Consider the following 21,095-nt stretch of genomic DNA (forward strand, 5'->3'; position numbering starts at 1 on the left):
TACCTTGTTGTATCGCAATAATTTCTCGCCCGCCTGTGTCAGCAGGCGCTTTCCTGAAGCCAGAGCGAGTTCTGTGGTGCTTTAGCGCAGACTCGGTTCCGGGAGCGTCGGCAAGATGGAACTGCCGGCGCACAGGGTTCGCGCTCTCCTGAGCCTTTCGGTCCAACTCCTACGGACCATCCGGCTCATACGCGAGCCCCGAATGCAGAAAGGAGGTTGTACCAAATGGCGAAAGAGTTAAGCGATTCTTCGTGGTCGCCTACGTCGTTCGCAAATTTTCAGGCGCCGTCCCTTGCCAGCCTGATGGCGCTCATGTTGAGCATGATCGCCCTTGTCGTCAGCCTGCAGAGCAGGCCGGCAGTCGTGCAGCAGCCGGTTGTGCAGGAGATCCAGGAGCAGGACCGGGCACCGGAGCCGCCGTTCGTTGCTGATCCCGTGGCTGTCGTGGCAACGGCTACCCCCATCGTCGAGACCCGTACGACAGCGGCGCCGGAGGAGCGAAGGATACGCGCCATGTCGGACTACCTTGGCAAGCGCTACTTCGTCTCCACAGAAGCGATACAGCGTCTGGTCGAAATGGCTTTTGCCGTTGGCCACGAGGTCAACATCGACCCGCTGCTCATTCTTGCGGTGATGGCCGTGGAATCACGCTTCAACCCGATCGCCGAAAGCAATGCGGGCGCGCAGGGTTTGATGCAGGTTATCCCGAAATACCATACCGACAAGCTGCCGGACTCTCAGGCGGACACTTCGTTTCTCAACCCCGCGGTCAATGTCCGCGTCGGCGCAAAGGTTCTCAAGGACTACATCGGTCGCAGCGGCGGTGACCTGCAGACCGGACTTCAGATGTACAACGGGTCGCCGTGGGACACCACCGCCCAGTACGCAAGCAAGGTCATTGCAGAAAAAGAACGCCTGCGGCAGGTTCTGACGCGCCGTTTCCGCGCCGCGAACTGATCAGGCGGGCCGATGTTTCGGTGCGCTTTCCGGGCGACCGGGAATGATTTACCATCGAATCATGGGTCGCACGCCTGTCTCGATAAGCACGTTCTGCCGGCTTCTGTTAATCGTCGGCGGTACAGTTTTGCTGGGGCTTGGCAGCGGTGAGGCGTCGGCCAAGACAACCCGGCTCAGCCCGGGTGATTGGCGGGCGATTCAGACTGTCATCGCGAAGCAGATGGATGCGTTTCGTCTCAATAACGGGGACGTCGCGTTCTCCCTGGCTTCGCCAAAAGTCCGGCGAGTGTTCGAATCCGCCGATAACTTCATGGAGATGGTGCGCGCGGAGTACAGCGCCGTCTACCAACCCCGTTCTTATCGCTTTCTCAAGCCGTCGTTGCTTGATGGGGAGCCGCTACAGGCCGTCGAGGTGATTGCGCTCGACGGGGCGGTGAGCATCGCTGTCTTCTCGATGGAACGGCAGCCGAATCGCAGCTGGCGCATCAGCGGCTGTTACATGCGGGATTCGAAGCAGTTTGCGACCTGAGCAAATTCGGCGTCGCCGGCCCCGCCTACGCGTGGTAGCTTCCATTCCAGACTGGTTTGAATTTCAACGATTGTCTAATCCAGGAGCACGGTCGTGACCACTGAGTCCACCATGAGCGAGATGTTCGAACTGATGCAGAAGATGTGGAATCCGCTGAACATTCCGCTTCCGAGTCTGCTGACGCCAACGCTGGATCCTGCGGAGATCGAGCGCAAGATCACGGAATTGAAAGCGGTGGAAGGCTGGCTTTCGATGAACCTGAAGATGCTTCAGGTGACGATCCAGACGCTTGAGATGCAGAAATCCGGCTTGCAGGCGATCAGCGCATCCGCCGACGCGGTGAGGACATCGGCGCAGGCCGTCCGCAGTTCGGCCGAAGCGATGCAAGCGGCTGCCAGCGGCACTTCTCAGTCCTGAGGGAACGGACGCGGATCTACCGGGAAAGGTGAATCAGGACCCGCGACGGTCGAGTGGTTCCAGATAGAGGCGGCGTGCCTTTCGCCCCCTTCATTCCCGGGAACGATCCTCGTGCGCGCGACATCCTGCAATTCTGGTTCGGCGCAGAACTCGGTCAGGTGCCCAAGGTCGTGCAGAAACGGTGGTTTGCGAGAAACCCGGCCTTCGATGCAGAAATTCTGACGCGTTTCGTCGCCGTATACCGGGAAGCCGTCGCCGGCGCGCTGGCGGACTGGTGCGAAGGCCCGCTGCGGTGTCTTGCGTATGTGATCCTCCTCGATCAGTTCCCGCGGAACATGTTTCGCAATTCTGCGAAGGCGTTTGCATCCGATGCGCTGGCCCTGGAGGCGGCGCGCGGCGCCGTCGCCCGACACTTCGATCAGGATGTGCCGCCGCTGGGTCGCGCCTTCTTCTATCTTCCTTTCGAACACAGCGAGGCATTGGCCGATCAGGACGAATCGGTACGCCTGTTCGAGCAATGGCCGGACGAGCCCGAGCTCGAAAGCTTCCACAACGCGGCCCGTCGCCACCGCGCGATCATTGTGCGGTTCGGCCGATTTCCCCATCGCAATTCCACACTGGGGCGCGCGAGCAGCAAGGAAGAGCTCGAATTCCTGCAGCAGCAGGGTTCCGCCTCATAGAATTCGGCTCCCCGCGTAACCCCTCACGCCTATTTATGCTGAGGTCGGGCCTGGCTCGACGATCTCGAAATCGTGAGTGATGTTCGCTGTCTTGCCCAGCATGATCGAGGCAGAGCAATACTTCTCGGCGGACAGCGTGATGGCGCGGTCGACATGTTTGGGGTTGAGTCCGGCGCCGCTGATAACGAAGTGGAAATGGATCCGGGTGAACACCTTTGGATCGTCCGTAGCGCGGTCGGCGTCGATTTCCACCACGCAATCGGTAATCGGTTGACGCGCCTTGCGCAAGATGTGCACGACGTCGTATGCCGTGCATCCCCCTGTGCCCATCAGCACGGTTTCCATCGGGCGCGGGCCGAGATTGCGCCCGCCGCCGTCCGCAGGACCATCCATGAGAAGACTGTGGCTGCTCTCCGTCTCGCCGAGAAATGCCGCCTGCTCGACCCACTTGATGCGTACCTTCATTGCAGTCCTTGCCGTCTGTTGGGATTCGGATTCTACTCGAAGGGATCCGTGCAATCGCATGCCGGGACATCGGGTTTGCGTCCGTTGCAGCGCAATTAATCTGTTGCGGAGCGGCCCTCGTTCAAGCGCGCAGCGAGGGTATATCCTTTGCGATTTATCAAGATAGTTGATTGTTATCAAATGATAATTACCCGTATTGCGAAAATGACACACGGAACGCTGCAGTGCACAAGAAATGTTTGCATTCCTTCTGCTGCGGTGCGATAATTCAATCGCGTAATTGCTCTGCCTGAGTAGTTACGTGTTGTCTCCTCCATCTTCCTCCTTTGGTGGAATTGAGCGCAGCCTTTCCGGTTGCGCTTTTTTTTGTCTTGCAGATGGCTTCATTGACAGTAGCCGGGGGACACCCCTATACTTCGCCCCTTTTTTGCGTTCGCAGGTTGGAACGTCGGGGTAGAAAAGGATGAAGACTTTCTCCGCCAAGGCTCACGAGACGAAGCGGGACTGGCTCTTGGTGGACGCGACGGACCAGGTGCTGGGTCGTCTCGCGTCACAGATCGCCAGCCGTCTGCGCGGCAAGCACAAGGCGATTTTCACGCCGCACGTCGACACCGGAGACTACATCGTCGTCGTGAACGCCGATCGGCTGCGGGTCACCGGCAACAAGGCCGAGCAGAAGACGTACTATCGCCACAGCGGCTATCCTGGCGGGTTGTATTCAACGACGTTCGCCAAGTTGCACGCTTCACATCCGGAGCGCGTCCTCGAGCATGCGGTCAAAGGCATGCTGCCGAAGGGTCCCTTGGGCGCGGCGATGTTTCGCAAACTGAAGGTCTACGCGGGCGGCGCTCATCCCCATGCTGCGCAGCAGCCGACGGCCGTCAAGCTTTAGGATCATTAAGGTATGCCCGCCCAGGATCATTACGGTACAGGTCGTCGCAAGACCGCGGTCGCGCGCGTTTTTCTTCGCCCGGGAACAGGCAAGATCGTCGTCAACGACAAGCCGGTCGACGTCTTCTTCTCGCGCGAGACGGGACGCATGATCGTTCGCCAGCCGCTGGCCCTGACCGATCATCTGAATACCTTCGACATCAAGATCAATGTCAATGGCGGAGGCGAGTCCGGACAGGCAGGTGCCGTGCGCCACGGCATTACGCGCGCGCTCATACAGTATGACGCGTCGCTCAAGCCGGCGTTGAAGCAGGCTGGTCTCGTCACCCGCGACGCGCGGGAGGTCGAACGCAAGAAGGTAGGCTTGCGCAAGGCGCGGCGGCGCAAGCAGTTCTCCAAGCGATAGAGGGGCGATCGCCCAGAAAAGCCGCCCGCGGGCGGCTTTTTTGTCGGGCTCTGGATAGCGAACGGAGGCCAATGTGATCAAGGCAGGCATCGTCGGCGGCACCGGCTATACCGGTGTCGAGTTGTTGCGCTTACTCGTCCGTCACCCCGAGGTGCGGATTACCTCCATCACCTCGCGCAAGGAGGCGGGGATGGCGGTGAGCGAGATGTTCCCCAGTCTGCGCGGCGCCACCGAGCTCGCGTTCTGCGATCCCGGGGATGCTCGGCTGGAGGATTGCGATGTCGTTTTCTTCGCCACGCCGAACGGCATCTGCATGGAGCAGGCGCAAGGCCTCTTGAACGAGGGTGTCCGGGTGATCGATCTGGCGGCGGACTTCCGCCTGAAGGATCGGGCGGAATGGGAGAAGTGGTACGGCATGACCCATGCGGCACCGGCGCTCATCGACGAGGCGGTGTACGGGCTGCCGGAAGTCAACCGCGACCAGATTCGCGCGGCGCGGCTGGTGGCCAACCCGGGCTGCTATCCGACCGCTGTCCAGCTCGGCTTTCTGCCGCTGATCGAGGCCGGTGCAGTCGACTGCGGGCACCTCATTGCCGATGCCAAGTCGGGTGTGAGCGGTGCCGGTCGCAAGGCTGAGGTCCATACCCTGTTTTCGGAGGCGTCCGACAACTTCAAGGCGTACGGGGTCCCGGGCCATCGTCATCTGCCAGAGATCCGCCAGGGGCTACGAGCGATCGCCGGCAAGCCCGTGGGACTGACCTTCGTTCCACACCTGACGCCGATGATCCGCGGCATCCACGCCACGCTGTATGCCCGCTTGACCGCAGACGTCGACGTGCAGTCGCTGTTCCAGACTCGCTATGCCGAGGAGCGGTTCGTCGACGTCCTGCCGGCTGGCGCGCATCCCGACACCCGCAGCGTACGCGGTGCGAATCACTGCCGGATTGCGGTGCATCGGCCGCAGGGTGGCGACACGCTCGTCGTTCTGTCGGTGATCGACAATCTGGTAAAGGGCGCCGCCGGGCAGGCCGTGCAGAACATGAATCTCATGTTCGGCTTTGCCGAGAGTTGTGGAATCGAAGGTCTGCCGCTACTGCCTTGATCTCTCACCGGTGCCGGCCCGCTCCGGTGGCTTGCATTGACCCCCTTGCGGGCGCGGCAGATAATTCCTTCCGATACCTGGAATCAGGAGTTCGGTCATGAATGCACCCACGATGGAAGCACCGCTGCACTTCACCGACGCGGCGGCCCGCAAGGTACGCGATCTCATCGACGAGGAAGGGAACCCCGATCTCAAGCTGCGCGTATTCGTCTCAGGGGGCGGCTGCTCGGGCTTTCAGTACGGCTTTTCCTTCGACGAGACCGTCAACGAGGACGATACGTCGATGGTCAAGGAAGGTGTGACCTTGCTCATCGACCCGATGAGTTTTCAGTACTTGGTGGGTGCCGAGATCGACTATCAGGAATCGCTGGAAGGCGCCCAGTTCGTGATCAAGAACCCGAACGCCACCTCGACCTGTGGCTGTGGATCCTCGTTCTCGGCCTGAAGGGTGGTAGCCCGGGCGCGCGCGATACCCGGGCCGCGACGACTGCTTTACTACTCGAAGCGGGCGAGATTGGTGCCGCGGAGGAGTGCCAAGTGCTGCACATAGGGGCCGGCCTGCTCCTCGAAGGCGGCGCGCAGTTCCGGCGTGATCGGCAGGGCCAGGGAGGCCGTTCCTTCGAGCGGATCCTGATGCTCTCCGTTTACGCGAAACTCGTAATGCAGATGCGGCCCCGTGGTGAGACCGGTCACCCCGACGAAGCCGATGAGTTCCCCTTGTTCGACCCGCCGTCCCTTGTGCATGTCCGCCGGGAACCCGGAGAGATGGGCGTACAGCGTGCTGACGCCGTCCCGATGCTCGATGACGACCACGTTGCCGTAGCCGGACTGCTGTCCGGCGAAGTCGATCACGCCATCGGCGGCGGCAAGGACGCGGGTGCCGACAGGCGCCGCGAAATCGATACCCCGGTGTGCTCTCACGTTCTGCAGAATCGGATGGAAGCGGGCCTCGCTGAAGCCGGAACTCACGCGCGTGAACTCCACCGGTGAGCGCAGATAGGTCTTGCGAACTGTCTTCCCCTCGGGGGTGTAGTAGGCGCCCTTGCCGGGCTCTCCCTCGAACCAGACCGCCTGATAGCTCTTGCCGCGGCTGACGAACTCGGCCGCGAGCACGCGGCCAGTTCTGACCAGCACCCCGTTCACGAAGTAGCCTTCGTAAACGAGCGAGAAGCGGTCGCCCCGACGCGTGTCCTTGCGAAAGTCGATATCCCCCGAGAACACCTTGAGGAGCTGATCGGCAACGGCGTCCGGGACGTCCGAATCGTCCATCGCGGCGAACAGCGACCCGGACACTGTCGCGGACTTCATGATTAGCTGCTGCTCGGGGTTCACCGCTTCGTTCCTGGCCGTGTAGGCGGTCTTCTCACCCTGCGTGACGAGCAGTTCCTTGGCCGGCCCGGTACGATACCGAAGGGTGATGAGCGATCCGGACCCGGTCGTAAGCGCCTGGATGCTGCGGCCCGGCGCCAGCTGGAACAGCGGCTTGGTGTCCTTGGACTGGCGCAGGTAGGTGTGCAACGAGGACTCGCTTACCTGCAGCCGCGCCAGCACGCTGGCGAGGGTGTCACCGCGGCGAATCGTTTCCTCGCGCCAGAAATGGGGTTCACCTGCCGGTACTGCTGCCGCCTCCGGTGCCGACAGCGGCTCGACAATGTGTTCCAGGGTGACCGGCTGCGTGACGGTGTTGGGGGCGGTTCCGAAAGCCGCCAGGACGCCGAAAAAAGGGGCCGTGGCACCCACAATCACCCAGCGACGGCGCACGGCGGAGCCGGGTCGTGGCGAGATTTGCGCTAAAATCCAAGATGTTAGGGGTGGCATCACGAGCTTGTGCTGGGGTTATCCGGCGGAAGCTTAGCAGACAATGTGCCCATGAAAAACCCATGGATCCCCTCGGGATTCCACGAGATCCAGATGGGTTTGTGCAGCGAGGATCCATGACCGACGTTCTTCAGGCCTTAGAGATCATCAAGCGCGGTTGCGAGGAAGTGCTCGTCGAAGATGAACTGGTCGCCAAGCTGAAGGCAGGGGCGCCGCTGCGGGTGAAGGCGGGCTTCGATCCCACCGCACCGGATCTCCATCTGGGACACACCGTTCTGCTCAACAAGATGCGCCAGTTGCAGGATCTCGGGCACGAGGCGCTCTTTCTCATCGGCGATTTTACCGGCATGATCGGCGACCCGACCGGCAAGAACGCGACCCGTCCGCCGCTCTCACGTGAGGATGTCGCCCGCAACGCGGTCTCCTACACCGATCAGGTGTTCAAGATCCTCGATCCGGTGCGCACGCAAGTGATGTTCAACTCGACGTGGATGGACAAGTTTTCTGCCGCGGACCTCGTCCGCCTCGCCGCGACCCACACCGTCGCGCGCATGCTGGAACGGGACGATTTCGGCAAGCGCTATCGCAGCAACCAGCCGATCGCGATCCACGAGTTCCTCTATCCCCTGGTTCAGGGTTACGACTCGGTCGCGATGCAGGCGGACCTCGAACTCGGCGGCACCGATCAGAAATTCAACCTCCTGATGGGGCGCGAACTGCAGAAGCACTTCGGACAGCCCCCGCAATGCATCCTCACCATGCCGCTGCTGGAGGGGCTCGACGGCGTCAACAAGATGTCGAAGTCGCTCGGCAATTACGTGGGGATCACCGAGAGCCCCGGTGAGATCTTCGGGAAACTCATGTCGATCTCGGATGAGCTCATGTGGCGATACATCGAACTCCTGTCGTCTCGCCCGATTGAAGACGTTCGTCGCTGGAAGGAGGAAGTCGTCGCCGGCCGCAATCCACGGGACATCAAGGTTGCCTTCGCACAGGAAATGGTCGAGCGCTTCCACGATAGGCCGGCGGCGGAGCGCGCGGCTGCGGACTTCGATGCGCGATTCCGGCAGGGCGCGCTGCCTGAGAACATGCCCGAAGTGGCGGTATCGGCGTCCGCACCGGTGGCGCTGGTGCAGGTTCTGAAACAGGCGGCGCTGACGGCCAGCACGTCGGAGGCCATGCGCATGATCGAGCAGGGCGGCGTGCGCATCGATGGCGAGCGCGTGACCGACCGGGCGCTGACGCTCGCTCCCGGCACCACCGTCGTGCTGCAGGTGGGCAAGCGCAGATTTGCACGCGTCAGGGTCGGCGACTGATGCGCCGGCGTTTCCTTTTTCCCAACGGGGTTCGGTCATGACCGTCCTGATCATCGGTCTTATCGTCCTTCTCGGCACGCATTCGATCCGCATCGTGGCCGACGACTGGCGCACCCGGCAGGTCGCACGCCTCGGCCTGCGCTACAAGAACATCTCTTCGGTCGTCGCCGTCGTGGGGTTCGTGCTCATCGTCTGGGGATACGGGCTCGCGCGGTCGGATCCGGTGGTTCTCTGGACGCCGCCGATGTGGACGCGGCACGTGGCGGCGCTCCTCACCTTCCCCGCCTTCATTCTGCTTGCCGCCGCGAGCCCCAAGGGCAACTTCCTCAAGGCCGCCGTGGGACACCCGATGGTGCTCGGGGTGAAGGTGTGGGCGTTCGCCCATCTGCTTGCCAATGGGATGCTGGCGGACGTGGTTCTCTTCGGCGCCTTTCTCGTCTGGTCGATCGCGGATTTTGCGGCGGCGCGCCGACGCGACCGGCGGGAGGGCACGGTTCATCCTCGCGGCACGCCCGCGCGCAACCTCGTGACCCTAATTGCGGGGACCGCCGTGTGGGTGGTCTTCGCGTTCTGGCTGCACGCCTGGCTGATCGGCGTCGCGCCCTTCGGCTGATGGTCAGCCAGCGGCGGTCGCCTGCAGCTTCAGCGCTGCTGCGACGACGGGCTTGGCCCAATCGGGTGTGTGCGACAGGTCGGCGGGCCCCGTGATGACCCCGTGCCGCATTTCCAGAACGAGCGTGGGAGCGGGGGTACGGCCCATCGCCGGATCGCCCTCGACGCTGTTGTCGAAGACCCGAAGCGCCGTCAATTGCGGCAGCAGACGAATGAGATTCAGGCGGCTCGATTCGTAGCGGCGGCGGATGTCGGCTTCTGCGATGTCGTGCCCACCCTGGTTCACGCGGGCCCTGACTCGCGCGATGTGCAGGTCCGCATCGGCAAGTCCGACATACCAGACGTGGATTTCGATTCCCGTCGCGGCCGCGTCGGCGAGCAGGCGCGGAATCGTGCGGGCCCCCAGGGTGGTTTCGAAGGCGAAATCGAGGCGGTCGCGGATGGCGCGTTCGAGCAATCGCTTGCCCTGCTGCCAGGCTGCCGCATTGGCTTCGGTCTGACGCAGGGATTGCTCTTTGTGGCGAAGCGCCCGCGCGGCTTCATCGGGGTTGTAATAGTCGGCGCCGAAAGCGCGAAATGTTGCGCCGCCAAGGCTGCTCTTGCCGGCACCGTTGACGCCGGCCAGCACGTAGATCCGCGGCACTGCGTGCGCGAGCCGTTGCGGAACGCTCTGAATCGGCTACCGCTTGCGTGCCCCCGCCTTGACCGCCGCGCGGCCGAGTTCCTCCGGCGATGCTGCAAAGGCAGCGGCCATTCCCTCCCTGGCCTGCGGCGCCTGCATGCGCTCCAGGAGTCCGTCGAACTGTTCGGCGAGGTCGTCCAACGATGCAGTCCGAGGTTTTAGAAGCGATTGGAACTCGGTGAAGGACAGCAACACCGCCTTCGGCTTGGCGTGCTTGGTAATGGCGACGGCCCCGCCGACCTGCGCCTGCTCGAAGATTGCGCCGAACTCGTTCTTGAAGCGGGTTGCCGCCACGGTAGGAATGTCGACCAGCGCTCCCTGGCTGTTACGGAAGCTGAGCTTGGGCATGGGTTCTCCTAGAGTGAGATTCCATTATAGCCAAAACGTGCAATATAGGCATAAAGTTCGATATGCCGGCGGAAGGCCATGCGAGATACTGGCGCCCGCATCAGAGCTTGGGCACCATCGAAATTACCGCCTTCGGCAAGCGACAGGGCAGCCATGACGAAACAACGCACAGTCGTCCGCGAGATCGTTCCCGAAGCCATGCTGGAAGGGGCGGGTGTACGCGTCCAACGTGTGATCGCGGGTCGCCAGTTGGACTGGTTCGATCCCTTTCTGCTGCTCGATCACTTCAGCTCCGACGATCCGCGGGACTACGAGAAGGGGTTCCCGATGCATCCGCACCGCGGCATCGAAACCGTCACCTACCTGCTGGAGGGAGAAGTCGAGCATCGCGACACCACGGGCAGTGCCGGGACGCTGCGGGCGGGCGGAGTGCAATGGATGACGGCCGGCGGCGGTCTCATGCACGAGGAAATGCCGCGCGCGGGGGAGACCGGGCGCCTCGAAGGCTTTCAGCTCTGGGTGAATCTGCCGGCCAGACTCAAGATGTCGCAGCCACGCTACCGGGAATTCAGCGCCGAGCAGATCCCGGAAGTGCGACGCAGCGATGGCACGCTCATCCGTATCATCGCAGGCGAGGTCGACGGCGTGCGCGGCCCGGTGCAGGAGATCGCGATGCAGCCGACCTATCTCGACGTGCACCTCCCGGCCAATGCGCGCTTCGAACAGCCGATGCCGCGCGGGCAGGCGGCATTTGCGTACGTCTATCGCGGCAGCGGTCGGCTGGGCAGCGACCGCAGCGGGGAGGCGCCGCGGATCGGTGCGCTGGCGCTGGCGCTGCTCAGCGACGGCGACAGGTTCCAGGTCACGGCGGGCGCCGCCGGGATGCGCCTGCTGCTGGTGAGCGGTGCGCCGACGCGTGAGCCGATCGCCCGCTACGGCCCGTTCGTGATGAACTCGCGCGCCGAGATACTTCAGGCGCTGAACGACCTCAACCGCGACACCTTCATCTGGCGCGAAGGCAGAGAATAGCCGGGCCGATGGACTCTCTTCGGCTGCGCCGGTTTTTTCGTAGACCATCCACTGGAGACCACCGCCATGAGCACCTCTTCCCCGATCTACCGCTATGCCGGCGAAGCCGTCGACGTGACGTGGGACCAACGCCTCTGTATTCATATTGGCGAGTGCGGAGGCGCAAAGGGCGAGCTTTTCGTGACGGGTCGGGAACCGTGGTGCCGGCCGGACGTGACGAGCGTCGCCGAGGTCGCGGAAGTGTGCGAGCGCTGCCCGAGCGGGGCGCTGGTCTACGAGGCGAAGGACAGCGCCGTTACCGAGCAGCCCGCAGCCTGTAATACCGTGCATGTGACGTATCGCGGTCCGCTTTTCGTGCGCGGAGATCTCGCGATTGAAGGCGGTCCGGCAGACATGCCGGGCACGCGCTTTCGCGCTGCCCTCTGTCGCTGCGGTGCGTCGAAGAACAAGCCGTTCTGTGACAACAGCCACGTGGCCGCCGGCTTCGACGATGCCGGCGCGGTCGGGGAAGTCGGTTCCGGCACGGCCGCCGGTGGCGGTCCGCTCGTCATCCGCGGCATCAGGAACGGGCCGCTGCACCTCAACGGCAATCTCTCGATCCAGGCAGGTAGCGGCGTTACCCGCTGGTACGGCACCGAAGCCTTCCTCTGTCGCTGCGGGGCCTCGAAAAACAAGCCGTTCTGTGACGGAACCCACAAGCGGATTGGCTTCACGGCGGGATAGGAGCGCACGATCCGGGGCGCGCGACGATGCGTTACGAACTCTATTACTGGCCCGACATCCAGGGGCGCGGCGAATTCGTGCGTCTCGCCCTGGAGGAGGCAGGGGTCGACTATCTGGACGTTGCGCGGCTGCCGGCACGGCGCGGCTTCGGCACGCCGGCGCTGCTGCGCTTCCTCGATGGGGAGAGCGGTGCGCGTCCGCCCTTCGCGCCACCGTTCTTCAAGGCGGGGCGCCAGGTCATCGGGCAGACCGCGAACATCCTGCATTTTCTCGGACCGCGGCTCGGCCTCGCGCCGCGCAGCGAGGTCGATCGGGCCTGGCTGCACCAGCTCCAGCTCACGGTCGGCGATCTCGTCTCCGAGACCCACGATACTCACCACCCGATCGCCGTCGGCCTCTACTACGAAGAGCAGAAGGCGGAAGCGCGCAGGCGCGCTGCGGATTTTCTGCACGCGCGTCTCGGCAAGTTCCTCGATTACTTCGAGCGCGTGCTGGCGCGCAATCCGCGGCGCGGCGGGTGGACGGTCGGAGGCAAGATCAGCTACGTCGACCTGTCGATCTTCCAGGTCGTGGCAGGGCTGCGTTACGCCTTTCCGCGCGCCATGTCGAAGGGCGCGCATCCGAGGTTGGATGGTCTGCATGCGCGGGTGGCGGAGCGTCCCAACATCTCGGCATACCTCGCCTCGGCCCGGCGCGTGTCGTTCAGCGAAGCCGACATCTGGCGGCACTATCCGGAACTCGACGTGGAACTCCCCGGCGGTTGAAGGGGATTCGGATCTCGACGGGAGAAAGAAAAAGGGCGGAACGCATGCGCTCCGCCCGAAGCTCCCTGAGCGGACAGCTTCTTATGCTGGAAACTGGCTCAAGCGCACCCCGTACTCTTCGCGGGAGACGATGCACGCGCGAGCATGCAGGGAGAACGCGAGAACTTGGAGAACTTGTGTTGCGGACGCTACGAAAATTGTCTTTTATCAATTCTTTGATTTATATAGTAAAAGTATACGCCAAACCGCGCCGCGTGGTGCAACGCAGCGTAAAAAAATTCGCGAAGGAAGACGCGCTACACGGACGCAATGACCGCTCGGCGCCGGAAAGCCGCGCGCGAGGGCTTGAGCTTGAGAGGGTGCGAGCTGTCTAGAGGGACTGCAGCGGAGAGTGTTCCGGCGGCGGGGGCGTGTGTTCCTGCGTGGCCTGACGCGTACTCTTCTCACCAACGTGCGCTGGTGGAAACCCGAAATAAAGCGCCGCGAGAGCCAGTATGGCGATTCGATACTTCATTGACCTGCCTCCTCCCCGCTGGGGACTTTTCTCGTTCGGCCCGATAACTGTCAGGGACCGGTTTTTCTTGTTTGATTCCTGATCGCGCGTGCCTGCATCAACACTTGTGCCCATCAGGGAGAAATGTAGTTACATCATGGCGTTATGCGAGGATGGCGCGCGCTCGCCTGTCTGCGCCAGACGACAGATGCCAGGCGGGATTTTCAGGAAGGCAAGGCTTGCGTGGCAGCGAGGTGTCGCCGGTTGGCGACGCATCTGCCGCGGATGGTCACTGCCGCACGGGCACGGGGAGTTCGATCTCGCCCTGCTCGTCGAACGGCAGTGCGAGGGACGTCGGCTGGTCCAGGTAAGCCTTGCCGCGCAGCCGGTAGGTGAACCGGGGTGAGCCCCCCGCCGCAAACGTCTGCAGTTGCCGGAGAATCCCGGTAAGGCCGCTGAACACCTCGACATCGATCACTTCGCTGCCGAAGCGTGGAACGGTGACCTGCTGGCTGGAGAGCCCGGAGGCGAAGGACTTGCCGTTGAGGTCGAGATTGAAGCTGATTCCTGTCACCCCGAGCGGCACGTCGTTCGGATTCTGGATGCGCAGCGTGACGATGAACTTCTGCTCGAACAGCGTCATGTCCTGGGGCGTGATGTTCGAAATGCTCACCCGCGGCGCGTCGAGACCGGCGAGCGTCGCGCATCCGGCGAGTACCAGCGATGCCGCAAGAATCCGAACCCAGGGTGCGATTGCCTTCACGGTGCTTGTCTCCGCGCTGTGCCAGAAGATGGTGGCAGCCGATCTTGCTGCGATCCTAGCAAGAAACCGCGGCCAACTGTTTCCGCGGCCCGGTGCCGGTCGCCGTGGCGTCTGCGGGGCGCGCGTGTAGAATCGCATCGCCCGGGGCGCATGCAATCTGCCTAGCGGGCCAACCGGCAGGCCACGAAGGGGGAATGCGGCGCCATGAATCTGGAAAAGGTGATCTTCGGCTTTTTCATCGTGCTCGCCGCGACGCTGAACTTCGGCTTCTTCATCGGCGACATCCAGAATCCACTGCTGCACAACGAATTCGAGCTGTTCGCCGCGGTTGTCGTCAACCTGATCGCGACCGTCCTCAAGTTCGGTGACCGTACCCAGATCGGCGCCGTACAACTCGCCACGAGTCTTGTCGCTGACCTGCAGCTCATTGCCGCCGCCGTGGTGTGGGCGCTCGCCGCGCACGTCTGGCCCGAAGGATATTCGCCTCAGCACGTCGCCAGCGTGGTTTCGCTGTCCGGCGGTGCGGTGTTCGCCAACGTCGTCTCCGTCATCATTCTCATCGTCGAAACCGTCATGCTGCGGCGTTAGGGCTCGCGCCAGCCCGTCGACGGCAACGGCATATGGAACGCGCGGCAGCGACCACCAGCACTTTCTTCATCGCGCTGCGGCGGATGCGCGCGCCGCTGATCGCCATCGTCGCCATCTATGCCGTCTCCATCGCCGGTCTCACGCTCATCCAGGGCGTCGATGCTGAGGGTCGGCCGACGCCGCCGCTGGGCTTCTTCGACGCCTTCTATTTCGTGAGCTACACCGCCACCACGATCGGCTTCGGGGAGATTCCCACCGCCTTCAGTTATGGCCAGCGCATGTGGGTCGTGGTGTGCATTTACCTGAGTGTGGTCGGCTGGACCTACAGCATCGTCACGGTGCTCAACCTGCTGCGCGAGGAAGCGTTCCAGTACGCGCGTGCCATGCAGACCTTCGCGCGCCGCGTGCGGCGCATGGCCGATCCGTTTTTTCTGGTCGCCGGCTTCGGCGAGACGGGAAGGCTTGTTTGCCATGCGCTGGATCATCTCGGCATCCCCTTCGTGGTGATCGACGAGAGCGCGGACCGCATCGATGACACCAAGCTGCAGGATTTCCAGCGAGACGTGCCTGCGTTCACGGCGGACGCCAGCAACCCGGAAGTGTTGCTTCTGGCGGGGCTGCGCCATCCCTGCTGTCGTGGCGTCATCGCCATTACCGACGAGGATGCGACCAATCTGGCGGTGGCGATGAGCGTGCGCCTGCTGAACGATCTGATACCGGTCATGTGCCGTGTCCAGAACAAGGACATCGCCGCCAACATGGCGTCCTTCGGCACCGACCACATCATCAACCCGTTCGAGAAGTTCGCCGAGTACCTGTCGCTCGCGGTGCGTTCTCCAGGCAGCTATCAGCTGCTGGAGTGGCTCACCGGCGTACCGGGGTCCGAGCTGCGGCCGGAGGCCGTGCCGCCGCATGGGCACTGGGTGATCGCCGGGTTCGGCCGGCTCGGCTCGGAGGTCGCCGGCTGCCTGGCGCAGCACGACATGGACCTCACGGTGATCGCCCCGGACGCCGGGCAAGTCACGGCGCATCGCTGTGTGGCCGGGACCGGCACCGAGGCGGGAACGCTGCGCGAGGCCGGCATCGAGCATGCGGTAGGCATCGTCGCGGCGTCCGACAACGACGTGAACAATCTGTCGATCGCAGTCACCGCGAAGGAAGTGAATCCCGGGCTCTTCGTCGTGATCCGCCGCAACCGCGAGTCGAACCGGGCGCTGTTCGAAGCATTCGGCGCGAACCTCGAAATGGTGCCGAGCGAAATCGTCGCCCACGAGTGCCTCGCCGTGCTGACCACACCGTTGCTGTCGCGCTTCCTGGCGATCGTCAAGCAGCAGGACGATGCCTGGGCGGACGCTGTCGTCGAGCGGCTGCAGCGCTGTGCGGGGACGCGCGTGCCCGCGACGTGGACGGTGGAACTCAACGCGCGATCGGCACCCGCCATCGAATGGCATCTGCGCCGACGCGATCTCGTGCTCGCGCGCCTGCTGCGCAACCCGGGCAATCGCGAGGAATGGCTCGACTGTCATCCGCTGCTGCTCGTGCGGCTGGGTGGCGAGATCCTGCTGCCGGAGCCAACGACGCGGATCGACGCGCGCGACCGCATCCTGTTCGCCGGCACGCCGCAGGCTGCGTCCTTGCAGGCACTGGTGCTGTCCAATCGCAACGCTGCCGAGTACATCGTGACCGGTCGCGACGCGACCGGCGCATGGGTGTGGGAGTGGTTGCGTGCGCGCTGGCAGAAGACTCGCACGCAGCGCGGGTGAAGCGATTTTCGGGTGACGGCGGCGTCTACCGCAAGGCGAGGCCGGTCAGCATTTGATCCACGACCTGGATGACACCCTCTGAGCGCTGTTCGCGGTGTGACTACTTCTGCGGCGCCTCGACGGCGATGGCGATCGCCTCCGTGATCACCATCTCGACCTGTTCGCCCGCCTTGATCTGACTGAACACCGCCGGATCCTTCACCCTCACGTTCACGGATCGCCCGCTCGGCCCTTCGAGCGTGACGACCTGCTTCCCGGCATCGACCGCGGTCACGTTGGCAGTGATGGTGGTGGTCGTTGCGACCGCACCCCCCGGCTTGTGCCCAAGAGGGGAACGCGACACGGCGGTCTCGGTTTCCTTGCCGCGAATGCCCACACCTCCTTTCTTGACCTCCACGGCGATGGCTTCGGAGTACTGCGCCAAGACGATGTCTCCCGGCTTCACCTGCGCGAGATTGCGCGCTTCCGGACCGACCTTGAGATCGAATACCTTGCCGTCCGATCCCTTCAGCGTGACGATGCGCTGGTCGAGATCGACCGACTGCACGGTAGCCTTGATCGAGGCCGTTTCGCGGACCACACCGGCCTCGACGACCTTTTCCTTCGCCTGGTCGGCGAGGACGGGCAGGGTCGTCGTCAGGCTGGCTGCCGCTACTGCCGCAAGCAATGCTTTGATCATTCTCGAACCTCCAGGAAGTGGTGAGGGTGCGGCGTCTTGCTCGACCCGGCGCGGATTCTACGCGGCGCGTCGCGGACGATGCAAACCGTGGCTAGCGGTCGCTCATGCCGCAGGCGCAGCGTCGTCAGGCCGGCCGATATTCGACGCGCTCGCCCTTGATCTCGAAGTCGCTCTTGCGCCAGCGCCCCGTGCCGTCATACCAGATGGTACCGGCCAGAAAAGGGGTGATGACCCGGTAGCGGCTCGCGGCGAGTTCCTGGCCGTCCGCTGCGATGTCCTCGTCGTCTTCCGCGCGGCTCACGATGCCGACCAACCCGCCGTGATGCGCGTCGACCAGATTCTTCGCCTGCACCGCATCGCGGTTCCAGAGATCGTTGGTCGTGAAAGCAGTCGGGTCGGCGAGCGTCGTGCCGTTGGGCGCGGCGATCTGCAGCTTTGTCCCGACGAGCTGGCCGCTTACTTCGAAACGCTCGCCGTTCTCGTTGGTCGTTCCCTTGAGTTCGACCAGCCGATCGTCTTCCCATCGTTCCGTCCCGCGGTGCGAGAAGCGAAACGCCGGAATGAAGGCGATCTTCACCTCGATGTCGATCGCGGTCGACACCCGCATACCGTTGCCCGCCACTTCGAATCTGACTGCGTGTGTACCGATCTGCCTGCCGTCGCGCAGGATCCTGAACCTGAGCGCGGGCGGCAACGACGCGGCGGGCGCCAGACGCGGCGTCAATGTGGCGAGCGCACCCGCGGCGAGCAGTCCGAGCGCAGCGCGCCGGGTGAGCGTCATCGCGGGCCCTGTTCGATCAGGCCGCGCTCGCGGAAGAAGCGTTCAGCCCCCGGATGCAGCGGAGCCGCGCCGTGGCTGCCCACCATCTCGCGCGGTTCGAGCTCGTTCAACACCGGATGCAGCTCCGTCAGGATCTGGAAGTTGTCGAAGATCGTGCGCACGAAGGCGTAGACCTCGTCCTCCGACTGTGCCGCCGTCGTGACGAGCGTCGCCGGAACGCTGACGGTGGGTATGTCGTGCGGGTTGCCGCGATACCGCCCGCCCGGGATGAGTCCGTGCGAGAGCTCGGGATGCTGCTTCAGCAAGCGGTCTATTCCGGGGCCCGCAACGGGCAGCAGGCGGACGTCGCAGGCGAGCGCGAGCGCGGTCACGTGACCGTTCGGGGAGCCGCCAACAAACAGCGCGGCGTCGAGGTCGCCGGTGCACAGGAGCCGCATCTGTGCCGGCCCGTGCTCGCGGTAGACGACGAAATCCTGCGGTTTGAGTCCGACTGCGCGCAGCACGCCTTCCACCAGCTCGTGCTGCCCGGATTCCGGACGCCCGATGTTGATGCGCCTGCCCTTGAGGTTGCCGATCTGCCGGATGTCCGAATCGGCGCGAACGAGCACCGCGAGATCCTCGTTGTAGAGCGCGAAGAGCGAGCGCAGCCCGGGATCGGGGCCCGGGGTTGCAAACGGTGCAGCGCCGCGAACGGCGGCGGACTGTGTGTCGGACTGCACGAGCGCGAACTGCGCGCGGCCGGCCCGGAGGGCGGCAAGGTTCGCCACCGAACCGCGCGAGCGCACGGCCACGCAGCGCGATCCGCTGGCATGTTCGAAGTTGAAGAGCGTGCACAGCGCCGATCCCACCGGGTAGTAGACGCCCCGTTCCGAGCCGGTCATCAGCACCATGGAGCGCGGCGCCGGCGCGGTTTTGCCGGCAGACACAGCCGTCGGAAGGAGAAGCGCTGCCAGCAGCGCGAGCACAGGGACGCCGCGTCGGGCACGGCCGGCCCTACCGTTGCTGGCGGCGGCTTCGCTACCGGTCAAGCTGCTGGTCCTGATACGAGCTCGGATCCTCCACCGGCTCGAGGTGCGCGATGACGGTCGCGTAGGCGAGGCTCGCGCGGATTTCCGCTTCGATGTCTTCCATCAGCTGGTGTCCGCGTTCCACCGACCACGCGCCCGGCACCAGCAGGTGAAAGTAGACGAAGCGCCGGTGCCCGGCCTGGCGCGTGCGCAGGGCATGGTACTCGACACCCTCCGCGCGGTGCCTGTCGAGAATCGCGCGCACGCGGCTGCGTTCCTCCTCCGGCAGCGCGGTATCCATGAGACCGGCGATGGACTGACGCAGGAGGCGGTAGCCGGTGACGCAGATGTGCACCGCCACCGCCAGCGCGATCAGCGGGTCGAGGCGCTCCCACCCCGTCAGGCCGACGAGCGCGACACCGGTGATGACGCCACCCGAGGTCCACACATCCGTCATGAGATGCTGTCCATCTGCTTCGAGCGTGAGGCTGTGATGCTTCCTGCCTGCCTGAATCAGGATCCTGCCCACCACCAGATTGACGACCGCGGCCAGCGCGGACACGACGAGTCCCCACCCCACCTGCTCCAGCGGCGCCGGCTGCAGCAGCCGCGGCACGGCCGTGAGCGCAATGCCGGCAGCCGCCGCGAGAATGAACAGACCTTCGAGGCCACCGGCGAAATATTCCGCCTTCGAGTGGCCGAAGCTGTGCTCTGCGTCAGGTGGCTGCGCGGCGATCCGCAGCACGCAGAGCGCGATGACCGCCGCCGCCAGATTCACCAGCGACTCCAGCGCGTCCGACAGCAGCCCGACCGACCCGGTAAGCCACCATGCCCAGGTCTTGAGCGAGATGGTGGTGAGCGCGGCCGCGATGGACAGCCACGCGAAGCGGGTGAGCGCCTCTCGCGTCATGCCCGTCGTTCTTTGTTTCTGCCGCTCGCGCCGCGCGCCGTGTCCGCAGGCGCCGCCAGCCGCCGCTGGTTCAAGCGTCCGTCACACCCAGACCAGCACCTCGCCCTTGCCGTCACAGGCGAGATCGCCCATCAGCCGGCGCACTCTCGAGCGCGATTCGAGTCGGGCGAAGCGCGATTCCAGGGATCGCCAGGACTGCGTGAGCAGCGGCAGGAAGTGCAGATCGTGCGTGCCGCAGTCGCCGAACGTGGCCGGTAGCGAGGCCGGCACGGCATTGAGCAGCAGGGTGCCACGGCGCATCGCGAAGCCCGGATAGGTGCCGAGCGTGCCGAGCACCGACAGGGTGCCGGCGATCATGCGCGAGGCGCAGTAGTCGCCCGCGTTGCCTTCGACCAGGATGTTGCCGCGGCGCAGGCGATCGCCGCAGCGATCGCCGGCATTGCCTTGCACGATGACCGTGCCGCCGCGCATGCCCTGGCGGTCACCAGGCAGGGGTGCGCCGAGGAAGTCTCCGGCGTTGCCCTGGATGTGGACGAGGCCGCGCTTCATCTCCGCGGCTGCGAACGCGCCACAGTTTCCGCGCACGCGGATGCGACCGCCGCGTAGCCCAAGGCCGAGATACGCCCCGGCATCGCCGTCGACCTCGATCGAACCGTCGAACATCCCTTCACCGATTCGATCGAGCTTGTCGCAGCCATTGCGGAAGACGAGGTTGGAGACGTCCTCTCCCGTCAGTTTGAAAAGGGCATCGACGCGCAGTCTGCGGTTGCCGCACGGAAGCTCGATGGCGGCGATCTCGGCGGGGGTCCTCCCGGCAAGCCGCGTCGGCGTCAGAGCAGAGCAGTCGAGCCGCTGGCGCGGTGCGTCCTTCAGCGTAAGCGTGAGGGCACTCATGCGACGGTGCCTCGTTGCGGGTCGGGGTGAGCGCCCTGATTCATTGCATGATGCCGTGCAATTTGAAGTGAAACTGGCCGAGCTTGCCGCCGTAGTTTCCCGCACTGATGCGGCGGATGCCGTTCCCGGCGCCGAGGGCGCATGCGGCGGCGATGCCCGCGCGCATGGCGACGCGGATGTCGGCATCGGTCAGCCCGTCGATGACGATTTCCATCACCGACTGGATCCCCGCTGCCAGCTCCGAACGCGTGATGCCGCGGATCGTCGGACAGAAGGCATCGTTGGTGGAAGCCATCAGCGCCTTGTACTTCGAGCCGACTTTCGAGCCCGAACGCACCACGCCGCCGGGGAAGGGCATGATGACGTTCGGCACCTTGCGCATGGCATCGATCGCGGCCTCACAGGCGGCCAGCGCCTGCGGCTGCGAATCGGCGAGCACCAGGAAGTTGCCGCCGCCGACCGCCTTCACCATGCCGGT

Annotated in this window: 26 protein-coding genes; 15 read left to right on the forward strand and 11 right to left on the reverse strand. The window is 64.3% G+C overall.

Translation table 11 applies throughout. The annotated features are described in order from the left end of the window. Positions 1 to 225: 225 nt before the first annotated feature. From JNK68_01260 to JNK68_01275, 4 genes are all read left to right on the forward strand, one after another. Positions 226 to 957: a lytic transglycosylase domain-containing protein gene (locus tag JNK68_01260; protein ID MBL8538975.1), complete on the forward strand. Its 732-nt coding sequence runs from the start codon at positions 226 to 228 to the stop codon at positions 955 to 957. Between the two features lie 43 nt (positions 958 to 1,000). Beyond that, on the forward strand, positions 1,001 to 1,486 hold the full coding sequence (locus JNK68_01265) for a DUF4864 domain-containing protein (protein MBL8538976.1): 486 nt from the start codon (positions 1,001 to 1,003) through the stop codon (positions 1,484 to 1,486). A 93-nt stretch (positions 1,487 to 1,579) separates the two neighbouring features. Next, positions 1,580 to 1,903 (forward strand): hypothetical protein, encoded by a 324-nt coding sequence (locus tag JNK68_01270; protein ID MBL8538977.1) that lies wholly within the window; start codon positions 1,580 to 1,582, stop codon positions 1,901 to 1,903. Between the two features lie 92 nt (positions 1,904 to 1,995). Next, positions 1,996 to 2,583, forward strand: coding sequence for a DUF924 domain-containing protein (locus JNK68_01275; GenBank protein ID MBL8538978.1), 588 nt, complete (start codon positions 1,996 to 1,998; stop codon positions 2,581 to 2,583). Between the two features lie 33 nt (positions 2,584 to 2,616). Here JNK68_01275 and JNK68_01280 read toward each other — a convergent pair whose 3' ends face one another. Beyond that, on the reverse strand, positions 2,617 to 3,048 hold the full coding sequence (locus JNK68_01280; protein ID MBL8538979.1) for an OsmC family protein: 432 nt from the start codon (positions 3,046 to 3,048) through the stop codon (positions 2,617 to 2,619). A 463-nt stretch (positions 3,049 to 3,511) separates the two neighbouring features. Here JNK68_01280 and rplM point away from each other — a divergent pair, with 463 nt between their 5' ends. The 4 genes from rplM to erpA all read left to right on the forward strand — a co-directional run bounded on the left by rplM (position 3,512) and on the right by erpA (position 5,892). Further along, positions 3,512 to 3,940, forward strand: coding sequence for a 50S ribosomal protein L13 (rplM, locus tag JNK68_01285; GenBank protein ID MBL8538980.1), 429 nt, complete (start codon positions 3,512 to 3,514; stop codon positions 3,938 to 3,940). A gap of 12 nt (positions 3,941 to 3,952) precedes the next feature. Continuing rightward, positions 3,953 to 4,345, forward strand: coding sequence for a 30S ribosomal protein S9 (gene rpsI, locus JNK68_01290; GenBank protein MBL8538981.1), 393 nt, complete (start codon positions 3,953 to 3,955; stop codon positions 4,343 to 4,345). 73 nt (positions 4,346 to 4,418) lie between these two features. Next, a complete protein-coding gene (locus tag JNK68_01295; protein MBL8538982.1) occupies positions 4,419 to 5,447 on the forward strand; it encodes an N-acetyl-gamma-glutamyl-phosphate reductase in 1,029 nt (342 codons plus the stop codon). Positions 5,448 to 5,544: 97 nt separating this feature from the next. Beyond that, complete coding sequence (erpA, locus tag JNK68_01300; GenBank protein MBL8538983.1) at positions 5,545 to 5,892, forward strand: iron-sulfur cluster insertion protein ErpA; 348 nt, start codon at positions 5,545 to 5,547, stop codon at positions 5,890 to 5,892. Between the two features lie 50 nt (positions 5,893 to 5,942). Here the strand turns inward: erpA and JNK68_01305 are convergent, their stop codons facing one another. Then, the gene (locus tag JNK68_01305; protein MBL8538984.1) at positions 5,943 to 7,193 is read right to left on the reverse strand and encodes a M23 family metallopeptidase; all 1,251 of its coding nucleotides are present in this window, start codon (positions 7,191 to 7,193) and stop codon (positions 5,943 to 5,945) included. 188 nt (positions 7,194 to 7,381) lie between these two features. Between JNK68_01305 and JNK68_01310 the strand changes: the two genes are divergently transcribed. Then, complete coding sequence (locus JNK68_01310) at positions 7,382 to 8,581, forward strand: tyrosine--tRNA ligase (protein ID MBL8538985.1); 1,200 nt, start codon at positions 7,382 to 7,384, stop codon at positions 8,579 to 8,581. Between the two features lie 37 nt (positions 8,582 to 8,618). After that, entirely contained in the window at positions 8,619 to 9,194 is a 576-nt protein-coding gene (locus JNK68_01315; protein ID MBL8538986.1) for an NnrU family protein, read from the forward strand. A gap of 3 nt (positions 9,195 to 9,197) precedes the next feature. Here the strand turns inward: JNK68_01315 and JNK68_01320 are convergent, their stop codons facing one another. Beyond that, on the reverse strand, positions 9,198 to 9,821 hold the full coding sequence (locus tag JNK68_01320) for an AAA family ATPase (protein ID MBL8538987.1): 624 nt from the start codon (positions 9,819 to 9,821) through the stop codon (positions 9,198 to 9,200). 51 nt (positions 9,822 to 9,872) lie between these two features. Further along, the gene (locus tag JNK68_01325) at positions 9,873 to 10,223 is read right to left on the reverse strand and encodes a type II toxin-antitoxin system Phd/YefM family antitoxin (protein ID MBL8538988.1); all 351 of its coding nucleotides are present in this window, start codon (positions 10,221 to 10,223) and stop codon (positions 9,873 to 9,875) included. 153 nt (positions 10,224 to 10,376) lie between these two features. Between JNK68_01325 and JNK68_01330 the strand changes: the two genes are divergently transcribed. The 3 genes from JNK68_01330 to JNK68_01340 all read left to right on the forward strand — a co-directional run bounded on the left by JNK68_01330 (position 10,377) and on the right by JNK68_01340 (position 12,739). Then, positions 10,377 to 11,252 carry a pirin family protein gene (locus JNK68_01330; protein MBL8538989.1) on the forward strand — a complete coding sequence of 292 codons (876 nt, stop codon included), beginning with the start codon at positions 10,377 to 10,379 and terminating at the stop codon, positions 11,250 to 11,252. A gap of 66 nt (positions 11,253 to 11,318) precedes the next feature. Further along, positions 11,319 to 11,975 carry a CDGSH iron-sulfur domain-containing protein gene (locus JNK68_01335; GenBank protein ID MBL8538990.1) on the forward strand — a complete coding sequence of 219 codons (657 nt, stop codon included), beginning with the start codon at positions 11,319 to 11,321 and terminating at the stop codon, positions 11,973 to 11,975. Between the two features lie 26 nt (positions 11,976 to 12,001). Further along, on the forward strand, positions 12,002 to 12,739 hold the full coding sequence (locus JNK68_01340) for a glutathione S-transferase family protein (GenBank protein MBL8538991.1): 738 nt from the start codon (positions 12,002 to 12,004) through the stop codon (positions 12,737 to 12,739). A gap of 782 nt (positions 12,740 to 13,521) precedes the next feature. Here the strand turns inward: JNK68_01340 and JNK68_01345 are convergent. After that, positions 13,522 to 13,995: an LEA type 2 family protein gene (locus JNK68_01345; protein MBL8538992.1), complete on the reverse strand. Its 474-nt coding sequence runs from the start codon at positions 13,993 to 13,995 to the stop codon at positions 13,522 to 13,524. Positions 13,996 to 14,199: 204 nt separating this feature from the next. Between JNK68_01345 and JNK68_01350 the strand changes: the two genes are divergently transcribed. Together JNK68_01350 and JNK68_01355 are read left to right on the forward strand one after the other, a co-directional pair. Further along, a complete protein-coding gene (locus tag JNK68_01350) occupies positions 14,200 to 14,583 on the forward strand; it encodes a hypothetical protein (GenBank protein MBL8538993.1) in 384 nt (127 codons plus the stop codon). A 68-nt stretch (positions 14,584 to 14,651) separates the two neighbouring features. Then, positions 14,652 to 16,346, forward strand: a complete 1,695-nt coding sequence (locus JNK68_01355) for an NAD-binding protein (GenBank protein ID MBL8538994.1) — start codon at positions 14,652 to 14,654, stop codon at positions 16,344 to 16,346. Between the two features lie 100 nt (positions 16,347 to 16,446). Here the strand turns inward: JNK68_01355 and JNK68_01360 are convergent, their stop codons facing one another. From JNK68_01360 to JNK68_01385, 6 genes are all read right to left on the reverse strand, one after another. Beyond that, on the reverse strand, positions 16,447 to 17,025 hold the full coding sequence (locus JNK68_01360) for a hypothetical protein (protein ID MBL8538995.1): 579 nt from the start codon (positions 17,023 to 17,025) through the stop codon (positions 16,447 to 16,449). A 124-nt stretch (positions 17,026 to 17,149) separates the two neighbouring features. Further along, positions 17,150 to 17,806, reverse strand: coding sequence for a hypothetical protein (locus JNK68_01365; GenBank protein ID MBL8538996.1), 657 nt, complete (start codon positions 17,804 to 17,806; stop codon positions 17,150 to 17,152). After that, positions 17,803 to 18,732: a TAXI family TRAP transporter solute-binding subunit gene (locus JNK68_01370; protein MBL8538997.1), complete on the reverse strand. Its 930-nt coding sequence runs from the start codon at positions 18,730 to 18,732 to the stop codon at positions 17,803 to 17,805. The genes JNK68_01365 and JNK68_01370 overlap by 4 nt, the downstream gene beginning before the upstream one ends. Before the next feature lie 91 nt (positions 18,733 to 18,823). Beyond that, a complete protein-coding gene (locus JNK68_01375; GenBank protein ID MBL8538998.1) occupies positions 18,824 to 19,723 on the reverse strand; it encodes a cation transporter in 900 nt (299 codons plus the stop codon). 81 nt (positions 19,724 to 19,804) lie between these two features. Beyond that, positions 19,805 to 20,617 (reverse strand): formylmethanofuran dehydrogenase subunit C, encoded by an 813-nt coding sequence (locus JNK68_01380; GenBank protein ID MBL8538999.1) that lies wholly within the window; start codon positions 20,615 to 20,617, stop codon positions 19,805 to 19,807. Between the two features lie 40 nt (positions 20,618 to 20,657). Further along, the coding region (locus tag JNK68_01385; GenBank protein MBL8539000.1) for a formylmethanofuran--tetrahydromethanopterin N-formyltransferase at positions 20,658 to 21,095 on the reverse strand (438 nt) is incomplete at its 5' end.

Source organism: Betaproteobacteria bacterium (assembly GCA_016791345.1).
In the GTDB taxonomy this organism is placed as follows: Bacteria; Pseudomonadota; Gammaproteobacteria; order Burkholderiales; family JAEUMW01; genus JAEUMW01.

Coding starts and splice junctions, on each gene's coding strand:
- rpsI (MBL8538981.1), top strand. CDS start 3,953: ATGCCCGCCCAGGATCATTACGGTACAGGTCGTCGCAAGACCGCGGTC.
- rplM (MBL8538980.1), top strand. CDS start 3,512: ATGAAGACTTTCTCCGCCAAGGCTCACGAGACGAAGCGGGACTGGCTC.
- JNK68_01350 (MBL8538993.1), top strand. CDS start 14,200: ATGAATCTGGAAAAGGTGATCTTCGGCTTTTTCATCGTGCTCGCCGCG.
- JNK68_01265 (MBL8538976.1), top strand. CDS start 1,001: ATGATTTACCATCGAATCATGGGTCGCACGCCTGTCTCGATAAGCACG.
- JNK68_01380 (MBL8538999.1), bottom strand. CDS start 20,617: ATGAGTGCCCTCACGCTTACGCTGAAGGACGCACCGCGCCAGCGGCTC.
- erpA (MBL8538983.1), top strand. CDS start 5,545: ATGAATGCACCCACGATGGAAGCACCGCTGCACTTCACCGACGCGGCG.
- JNK68_01325 (MBL8538988.1), bottom strand. CDS start 10,223: ATGCCCAAGCTCAGCTTCCGTAACAGCCAGGGAGCGCTGGTCGACATT.
- JNK68_01340 (MBL8538991.1), top strand. CDS start 12,002: ATGCGTTACGAACTCTATTACTGGCCCGACATCCAGGGGCGCGGCGAA.
- JNK68_01315 (MBL8538986.1), top strand. CDS start 8,619: ATGACCGTCCTGATCATCGGTCTTATCGTCCTTCTCGGCACGCATTCG.
- JNK68_01260 (MBL8538975.1), top strand. CDS start 226: ATGGCGAAAGAGTTAAGCGATTCTTCGTGGTCGCCTACGTCGTTCGCA.
- JNK68_01375 (MBL8538998.1), bottom strand. CDS start 19,723: ATGACGCGAGAGGCGCTCACCCGCTTCGCGTGGCTGTCCATCGCGGCC.
- JNK68_01365 (MBL8538996.1), bottom strand. CDS start 17,806: ATGACGCTCACCCGGCGCGCTGCGCTCGGACTGCTCGCCGCGGGTGCG.
- JNK68_01280 (MBL8538979.1), bottom strand. CDS start 3,048: ATGAAGGTACGCATCAAGTGGGTCGAGCAGGCGGCATTTCTCGGCGAG.
- JNK68_01330 (MBL8538989.1), top strand. CDS start 10,377: ATGACGAAACAACGCACAGTCGTCCGCGAGATCGTTCCCGAAGCCATG.
- JNK68_01310 (MBL8538985.1), top strand. CDS start 7,382: ATGACCGACGTTCTTCAGGCCTTAGAGATCATCAAGCGCGGTTGCGAG.
- JNK68_01360 (MBL8538995.1), bottom strand. CDS start 17,025: ATGATCAAAGCATTGCTTGCGGCAGTAGCGGCAGCCAGCCTGACGACG.
- JNK68_01335 (MBL8538990.1), top strand. CDS start 11,319: ATGAGCACCTCTTCCCCGATCTACCGCTATGCCGGCGAAGCCGTCGAC.